Here is a 7,994-nt window from a genome sequence, read left to right as displayed (position 1 = left end):
CCCGGTCCTGAAGGACCGGGCTTGGAGGTAGAGCCCAACTGGCTGCTGGGTTGTCTCCTCCGTCCAGACCACCTACGGGGTGGCTGGGACGCGTGACTCACGCCCCGCGGTCCACACGGTCTCGCCCTTGCGGTCGATGTTGTGGGACGCGTTGTCGTTAGCGTGCATGGTGACGCCGCAGGCGCGGCACGCGATCGTTGCTTGATCGACTCGGTTCTTCCGGTCGATGTGTCCGCACTCGGAGCATTGTTGGCTGGTGTACGCCGGATCGACGTATACCAGCGGCACCCCGGCCCGGCGTGCCTTGTACTCAAGGAAGGAGCCGAGCTGGTGGAAGCTCCACGAATGTAGTTGTGCCCGCTGGTCCTTGCGGAGCCGTACCCAATATGTTCGCACAGCAGCCCGCAAACTGGTACCGGCCGTCACCCGCCGCGCTGGGCCGGCCGGATTCCACCGACCCCGTGGACGAGGCCGTGCAGCGTGCCGCCACCGGGTACGGGCCGGCCGAAGACGTACCGCAAGCCCTGGCACTGGCGGAGGTGGCCGTCTATGTGCGCCAGGACGGAGGGCTGGTCACCGCCGCATCACTCGAAGGTTCTCCTGTGGTTTCGGTCTTCACCGCGAGTGTGCACCTGGAAAGTGCCGGAAAGCCGGCATTTGAGGTCCTGTCCGTGCGGGAGCTCGTTGACCGGCTTCCGACCGGGCATCAGCTGTATCTCAATCCCGCGGGAGCGGTGGCCGTGAGTGTGGAGATGGAACCGTTGCCTGAGGCGATGGGAGCCGCCCGGACCTCGGGCGGACAAGGAGTCAGTGGTTGAGACCGACAGCGGGGAGCAGGCCGGCCGGCGGGTCGTCCTCGCATCAGGACGCACCGGCCGTCCGACCTGCCGGATCATGTCGACCTGATGCTCCTATTGCTCGTCAAGCGTTCTGAGGCACGAGGCGCAAGGTACTTTCGCTGCATGTCACTGACTCCCGACGACGAAGTCCGCAGCCGCGACGAACTGGTCTCCTTCGTTCGAGAACTGCGTCAGGACTACCTCCGCAGAGGACACGAATGGGAGTGCCAGAGCCTCGACCGCTTCCTTGAGGCTCTTGCGGCATGGATGCATGACTCGCCGGGCTGGTACCAGAACGTCGGGAAGGAACTCCCAGAAGGCGGGGACTGGACCTTCCTGGCCAGAGCGCTTCAGGCCGCCACTGTCTATGAGTGAAGTGTTCGCGTCTAACGGTCAGGCCGCGTGGAGCCAGTCGCGGTAGGCGTGGGTGAGGTTGTCGTCTCGGCGGATTCCGCGTTCGAGGGTGGAGATGGTGGCGGGCCGGACACCGAAGTGACGGGCGACGGCGGTGAGGGTGATGTTCTTGGACTGCCGCAGAGGCCGCAGGTCGGCAATGGCGGGGACGGCGACCGTGGTGGTCAGGCAGCGGAAGATCTCCCGGGCGACGGCCCGTTTCAGCAGCCGGATGATCTCCTTCTTCGTGCGGCCGGCGGCGGTCTGTCGTGCCACGTAGTCGCGTGTGCGGGGGTCGCTGGACATGCGGACGAGGGCGATGCGGTAGAGGGCGGCGTTGGCTGCCCGGTCGCCTCCGCGTGAGAGACGGTGCCGGTTGGTTCTGCCGCTGGAGGCCGGAACGGGTGCGGCTCCACAGAGGGCGGCGAAGGACGCCTCGGTCCGCATGCGTTCGGGATTGCCGCCCGCGGTGACCAGGAGCTGGGCGGCGGTGTCGGGGCCGACTCCGTAGGCGGCTCGCAGGCCGGGGTTGTGGACGCTCACCACGTTGTCCAGGGCCTTGACCAGGGCCTGGTGCTCGGCGGTCAGTTCCTTGATGCGCCGGGCGAGACTCTTCAGTGCGGTGAGGACCGTGGTGTGGACGGCGTCCCCGGCCGGCCGCAGCCGGGCCAGGGCGTCGGTGCGGTCACTCCCTTTGAGCTGCCCGTATCGGGCGCGTTGACCTCAACGACATGCTGCCCGCGCGAGACCGCAGCACGGGTGAAGCCGGCCCCGTAGGACGAGGTGCCTTCCACACCGATCGCCCTCACGCGGCCGTGGGCGTTCAGGAAGGCCAGGGCGGCGGCGTATCCGGCGGTGGTGGTGGCGAACCCGGCGTCCGCGAGGTGGCCGCCGTTGTCGCTGATCACTGCGACGTGAATGGTGTCGGCATGGGAGTCGACCCCGCCGAACACGACCTGGTCCGCGGCGTCCTCCACAACCTCTGATGTCATGCTGATACTGCCTTCCCAGCCGAAGGTGGGCGCCGGCCGGGTGGCGCAGACAGGACATTGAGGGGGCTTCTGACCAAGCTCCTGACTTGTTGAATCGGTCCCAGACGCTCGGTCTGCAGCCGTAGCGTCCAGGGTGTCGGTCGGCATGGGCCCGCAGTGCTCCTTGCCGCCCTCGGGCTGGCTCACTGATAGCGTGCCGCCGCTGGCCGACACCCGCGCGGTGTGGCTCGACAGAGGCATGAAGGTGACGCAGTGACTTCAAGTCAGGGTGCCCACCGCACTCTTGTTGCTGTCTCATCGAGTGCAAGGCTGGCTGCCCGTGATCCTGATCGGTGTCGATCCCCACAAGTCGTCCCACACCGCCGTCGCAGTCGACGCCGCAGGCCACCAGGTGGCCCAGCGCCGGTTCGTGGTCAACGCCGGAACCTTCCGCCAACTGATGCGCTGGTGCGAGCAGTGGCCCGAGCGCAGCTTCGCCGTCGAAGGCGCCGGCGGCCTGGGCCGCTCTCTCGCCCAGCAGCTGGCCGCCGCGGGCGAGAACGTGGTCGACGTGCCCTCCACCCTGTCGGCCCGGGCCCGGCTGCTGGCCACCGGCGGAGACCGCAAGACCGACGCCAAGGACGCCCTCCACGTCGCCCAGGTCGCCCTCTTCCGCCATGACCTGCGGCCCGTGGTGCAGGAAGACCAGACCACGATCCTGCGGCTGCTGACCGAGCGGCGAGACGACCTGGTCCACGAGCGCACCCGCGTCCTCAACCGACTCCACGCCGTCCTGCGCGATCTCCTGCCCGGCGGAGCACCCACCGGACTCTCGGCCGACAAGGCCGCCGCCTTGATGAAGGGCATCCGACCAGTCACAGCCACCGACAACTGCCGCCGGGACATAGCCCGTGATCTGCTGGCCGACCTGCGCCGCCTGGACCGGCAAGTCAAGAACAATGAAGCCGAGATGCGTGAGGCCGTGGCCGCCACCCGCACCACGTTGACCACCTTGCCCGGCTTGGGAACCGTGCTGGCCGCCAAGGTCATCGGCCATATCGGAGACATTGCCCGCTTCCCCACTGAGCACCACTTCGCCAGCTACACCGGCAGCGCGCCCCTGGACGCCTCCAGCGGCAACAACGTCCGCCACCGGCTCAACACCGGCGGCAACCGTGCGCTGAACTCGGTGCTGCACACCATCGCCATCTGCCAGATCCGCGACGGCGGACGCGGGCAGGACTACTACCTGCGCAAAATCACGGAAGGAAAGACGCCCGCGGAGGCTCGCAGGGCTCTCAAACGACGCCTGTCCAACGTGGTCTACCGGATCATGAAACGCGACCAACGGAACCGCCTCGCTCAAGCTGCTTGACGCACAGAGGCGCTATCAGGTCATGTTCCGCCCGGCCGGAGCCATGAGAACAGGTCCCGGCGGCCGGACAGAACAACTTGAGGACAGCCCAGCAGGGCGTCAGTCAGTGCCCGAGCCACGGCCACCGGAACCTGAGTACCAGCATCAATGTCAGTGCCACGCCAAACGGATCCTGCGCGCCAACTATGAGTATCCTCTGAAAGTCTCATCCCGGCCGGCCGTTCCCGCAGCACAGACCGCGTCCGAGACTAGGCCGTCCGCCGCAGGCCAGGGTGGGTAGTGGCCATCCTGCGGGGCACAATGGTCACTGCGTGCCGTACTTGGTGGTTCAGGTCGGGCAGGCAGCACCAGGACTGAGGAGGATCGGGCGTGGCACGCCACATTTTGACCGTCGGTCAGGACGGCACAGGCGAGTACCCGACGATCGGTGAGGCCCTCGCGCGGGCCCGCTCCGGCGCGGTGATCCGCGTCCGTCCCGGTACTTACAGCGAGAGCCTCACCGTGCAGAGCCGGGTCACCATCGTCGCCGATGGTCCGCGCGGTTCCGTGGAGATCGCTCCCCGTTCGGGCAGCGCCATCACCCTTGCGGCTGACGCCGTCATGCTCACCGATCTGCTCCTGCGTGGCGGCGAGGGCGACCTGCCCGTGGTCGACGCCGCTCGTGGGCAGGTCGCTCTGGACGGCTGCGAAATCCTCGGCACCGGCTGGACGGCGCTGCTCAGCCGCAACAGCGGCTCGCTGGCGATGCGCGGCTGCCGGGTCAGCAACCCGATCGGAGCCGGCGTCGTCGAGGCGGGCTCCGCTGGCAGCGTGCTTGAGGACTGCGTCATCGAGCACCTCGGTACCTCCGCCGTCGTCATCAGCGAGAAGGGGCGCGCCACCGTACGCGGCAGCAAGCTGCGCGACGCCCGGGGCAACGGCGTCCTCGCCAACGGGCAGTCCAAGGGCTCCATAGAGGACTGCGAGATATCGTCGACGGACAAACCCGCCGTGGCCCTGGAGGGCGACTCCAGCGTCGGCGTGCTCCGTACCACGGTCCACAGCTCGCTGGTCGGCCTCTATCTCGCCAGTGCGGCCCGCACGGTCCTGGAGGACGTCCATGTCCGTGACACCACCAGCCATGGAATCGTCCTGGCGAACCGCTCCGATCCGCAACTGACCCGCTGCGACACCGAACGTACTCGCGGTAGCGGGCTGTTCGTCACCGGCCGGGCCCGCGGTCACTTCGTCGACTGCACCTTCACGACCGCCGCCCAGACGGCCATCCACGTCAGCGAGTCCAGCAATCCGGTGCTCGCCGGCACCAAGGTCACCGATAGCGAAGGCATCGGCGTCCTGCTGGCCGAGGAGTCCGGAGCGGAATTCGACCGGCTGGACGTCTCCGGCGCGGGTGGCGTCGGGGTCGCCGTGCGCTCCGGAGCCAATCCGATGCTGCGGCGCCTGCGGGTCAGCGGCTCCCGCGGGCCCGGCGTGCTGGTCACGGAGGAAGGTAGGGGCAGGTTCGAGGACTGCGAGATTCAGGACACCGTCGGCGCCGGCCTGCGCACCGAGAGGAACGGCAACCCGCATGTCGGCAATTCCGTCTTTCGCGCGGCGGGTAAGGCCGGTGTCTCCATCGGCAAGGGCGGCCTCGGCTCGCTGCGCGACTGCGAGGTGACCGGCAGCTCACGCTCCGGCGTGGCCGTCGAGGACGGCGGCGACATCTCCCTCGTCCGGGCCCGGGTCACCGGATCGAGCGCCCATGGTGTGCTGGTCTCGGCAGGCGGCAGGGCCACTCTCAGCGGCTGCGAACTGAGTGGCAACATCGGTGACGGCATACGCCTCGACAGCGCCGAGCAGATCTCCGTCACCGCCTGCACCGTGCGCTCCAACCAGGGGGCGGGGCTTCGGCATTCGAAGTCCAGCACGCGGTTCACCGTGGACGGTCTCACCAGCTCGGACAACAAGATCGCCGATTCCTGGCCGGGATCCGAGCCCGCGGAGGGCAGTGCCGGCACGGACCGGTCGGAAGGCGGCGGTTCGGTCAAGGAGAACACCCCGGCGGTAGAGACCACCCCCGCACCCGAAGGCGCGTTCGCGGAACTGGACTCACTGGTCGGCCTGTCGGGCGTCAAGCACCAGGTCAACACCCTTATCAGTCTTGGCCGCCTCACCCAGCGCCGTGCCCAGCTCGGCATCCCCGCACCGCCGATGAGCCGGCACATGGTCTTCGCCGGTCCGCCCGGCACCGGCAAGACGACGGTGGCTCGGCTCTACGGCTCGATCCTCGCCAGCCTGGGCATGCTGCCCTCCGGGCACATCGTCGAGGTGTCCCGGTCCGACCTGGTCGCCCAGGTCATCGGCGGCACGGCCATCAAGACGACGGAAGCATTCGAAAAGGCTCTCGGCGGCGTCTTGTTTATCGACGAGGCCTACACCTTGCTCTCCGACAGCAGGGGGTCCGGCGCCGACTTCGGCCAGGAGGCCATCGACACCCTCGTCAAACTCATCGAGGACCACCGCGACGAGACTGTCGTCATCGTCGCCGGCTACTCCAAGGAGATGCAGGACTTCCTCGCCGCCAACCCAGGCCTGTCTTCCCGCTTCACCCGCACCGTCGAGTTCGACAATTACTCCGTGGATGAACTCATCACCATCACCGAGAACATGTGCACCAGCCACAGCTACGCGCTCGACCCGCTGGCACGCCAGGCGCTCCACGTGCACTTCTCCCGTATGCGTCGCAACGCCACATTCGGCAACGGCCGCGCCGCCCGGCGTGTCTTCGAGGAGATGGTCGACCGGCAGTCCTTCCGGCTGGCCGCGCTCCCCGAGGCGGGCGAGGCCGACCTGATGCTGATCCTCCCCGAGGACGTCGGCGAGGCGGAGGCCGCCCAGGTCCGGTCGGGTGACGACAACGCCGCAGGAGACTCCGACGTACTCGCCAAGCTCCGCGGGATGGTCGGACTGGGAGCTGTCAAACGCGAGGTCGGGGGCATCGTCGACCTGCTCACCACCTACCGGCAGCGCGAGGCGGTCGGCCTGCCCACGCCCCAGATCAGCCATCACCTGGTCTTCTCGGGGCCGCCGGGAACCGGCAAGACCACGGTCGCGCGCCTCTACGCGGACCTGCTGCGCTCCTTCCGTATTCTGCCGCGCGGCCAACTCGTCGAGGTGGCCCGCGCCGACCTGGTGGGCCGCTACATCGGCCACACCGCGCAGCTGACTGTCGAGGCCTTCGAGAAGGCCATCGGTGGTGTGCTGTTCATCGACGAGGCCTACACTCTGACCCCGGAGAACTCCCCCCAGGACTTCGGTCGTGAGGCGGTCGACACCCTGCTGAAGCTGATGGAGGACCACCGGGACGAGGTCGTCGTTATCGCTGCCGGCTACCCGGATGAGATGGGCCGCTTCCTCGAATCCAACCCAGGTCTGGCCTCACGCTTCTCCCGGCAGGTGGAGTTTGAGAACTACTCGACGGATGAACTGCTCGCCATCATCGGGGAGCAGACCACGACCGCCGGCTACGAATGCGCGCCGGAGACCCTGGATGCCCTGCGAGGCCATCTGGACGGCCTGCCGCGCGGCCGGTCGTTCGGCAACGCCCGACTGGCCCGTCAGCTTGTCGAGACCATGATGACCCGTCAAGCCGGCCGCCTCGGCAGCGTCGGCGCCCCGGATCTGGAGGCACTGACGATGCTGCTTCCGCAGGACCTGCCCCTGGCCCCGGCGCCCGCCTTCCCACACTGAACCGTGTGGTCAGTAGTGCGGGTGGTCCGGCGGCCTACGGGGCGGAGGAGTGGGCCGCCGACGCGGGCTCCGGTCTTCCCTGGCCGGCAGCGTGAGTTCGGGCATCTCGATGTACAGGGGGCTGCGGCCCCTTGCATCGCTCGCCGGGACGGCAGCGAGATCGGAACAGTCGCGGGTCGGGCACCGTCGCCGCTCGCCTGAGCCTGGATCCACCGGCTTGATTCCCGAGTGATCGTTTCGCTCCTTCGTGGTGCGATTCGGGCCGGCGATGGGCTTCGGGGCATGGGGTAGCTGCTGGTTTGCCCAGCTTTTCCACGTGTGTACTGGTCTTGGGCCCTCGCGGGCGGGTCGGATGGGGCGTCAGACACGTGGCGGGGGATGCAGGACTGCGAACATCTGTTGCCAGGCGTCCTGCCAGGGCCAGTTCCGGGGCAGATGGAGTGTCAGGCGGCGGGCCCCGCGCGCGATCCGGGCCGGGACGTCGATGAGCTGGCCTCGGATGGTCGCGGTGGTCGCTCTGGCGTGGAACGTGGAGGCCAGGGCCCCCAGGGCGCGCATCAGGTTGTGGGTGATCGCTGCGAGGGCGAGCCATGCGGCGTTGGCCTGGAAGTCGCCGGAGGGCAGGTGGGCCGGCGGACCGCCCTTCATGTCCGCGATCACCTGCTCCACGATGGTGTGCCGACGGTG

General features: G+C 68.3%; 7 protein-coding genes and 1 pseudogene. 4 read left to right on the top strand and 4 right to left on the bottom strand.

Features of this window, described 5'->3' with window-relative positions:
* Window positions 1–72: 72 nt before the first annotated feature.
* Window positions 73–381 (bottom strand): annotated as a pseudogene (locus ACGFU7_RS41945) (zinc ribbon domain-containing protein); the annotation flags it as partial.
* A 5-nt stretch (window positions 382–386) separates the two neighbouring features.
* Between ACGFU7_RS41945 and ACGFU7_RS41940 the strand changes: the two are divergent.
* Window positions 387–818, top strand: a complete 432-nt coding sequence (locus ACGFU7_RS41940; protein WP_393703436.1) for a type VII secretion system-associated protein — start codon at window positions 387–389, stop codon at window positions 816–818.
* 144 nt (window positions 819–962) lie between these two features.
* Window positions 963–1,214, top strand: a complete 252-nt coding sequence (locus ACGFU7_RS41935; RefSeq protein WP_393703434.1) for a hypothetical protein — start codon at window positions 963–965, stop codon at window positions 1,212–1,214.
* A gap of 18 nt (window positions 1,215–1,232) precedes the next feature.
* Here ACGFU7_RS41935 and ACGFU7_RS41930 read toward each other — a convergent pair whose 3' ends face one another.
* Window positions 1,233–1,775, bottom strand: coding sequence for a transposase (locus tag ACGFU7_RS41930; protein ID WP_393703432.1), 543 nt, complete (start codon window positions 1,773–1,775; stop codon window positions 1,233–1,235).
* Between the two features lie 71 nt (window positions 1,776–1,846).
* Window positions 1,847–2,224 (bottom strand): transposase, encoded by a 378-nt coding sequence (locus tag ACGFU7_RS41925; protein ID WP_393703430.1) that lies wholly within the window; start codon window positions 2,222–2,224, stop codon window positions 1,847–1,849.
* A gap of 319 nt (window positions 2,225–2,543) precedes the next feature.
* On the opposite strand from ACGFU7_RS41925, the gene ACGFU7_RS41920 reads away from it, so the two are divergent.
* Window positions 2,544–3,578, top strand: coding sequence for an IS110 family transposase (locus ACGFU7_RS41920; protein WP_393703428.1), 1,035 nt, complete (start codon window positions 2,544–2,546; stop codon window positions 3,576–3,578).
* 369 nt (window positions 3,579–3,947) lie between these two features.
* Window positions 3,948–7,307, top strand: a complete 3,360-nt coding sequence (locus tag ACGFU7_RS41915) for a right-handed parallel beta-helix repeat-containing protein (protein WP_393703426.1) — start codon at window positions 3,948–3,950, stop codon at window positions 7,305–7,307.
* A 360-nt stretch (window positions 7,308–7,667) separates the two neighbouring features.
* Here the strand turns inward: ACGFU7_RS41915 and ACGFU7_RS41910 are convergent.
* Window positions 7,668–7,994 (bottom strand): transposase (locus ACGFU7_RS41910; RefSeq protein ID WP_393703425.1); only part of this gene is annotated, 327 nt, incomplete at its 5' end.

Origin of the sequence: Streptomyces sp. NPDC048473, from assembly GCF_043200155.1 — a bacterium.
Classification (GTDB): domain Bacteria; phylum Actinomycetota; class Actinomycetes; order Streptomycetales; family Streptomycetaceae; genus Streptomyces.
This window is presented reverse-complemented; position numbering and strand designations above follow the sequence as displayed.

What these genes read in the sequence shown, in the direction of transcription:
- ACGFU7_RS41940 (WP_393703436.1), top strand. Translation starts at nt 387, where the DNA reads ATGTTCGCACAGCAGCCCGCAAACTGGTACCGGCCGTCACCCGCCGCG.
- ACGFU7_RS41935 (WP_393703434.1), top strand. Translation starts at nt 963, where the DNA reads ATGTCACTGACTCCCGACGACGAAGTCCGCAGCCGCGACGAACTGGTC.
- ACGFU7_RS41925 (WP_393703430.1), bottom strand. Translation starts at nt 2,224, where the DNA reads ATGACATCAGAGGTTGTGGAGGACGCCGCGGACCAGGTCGTGTTCGGC.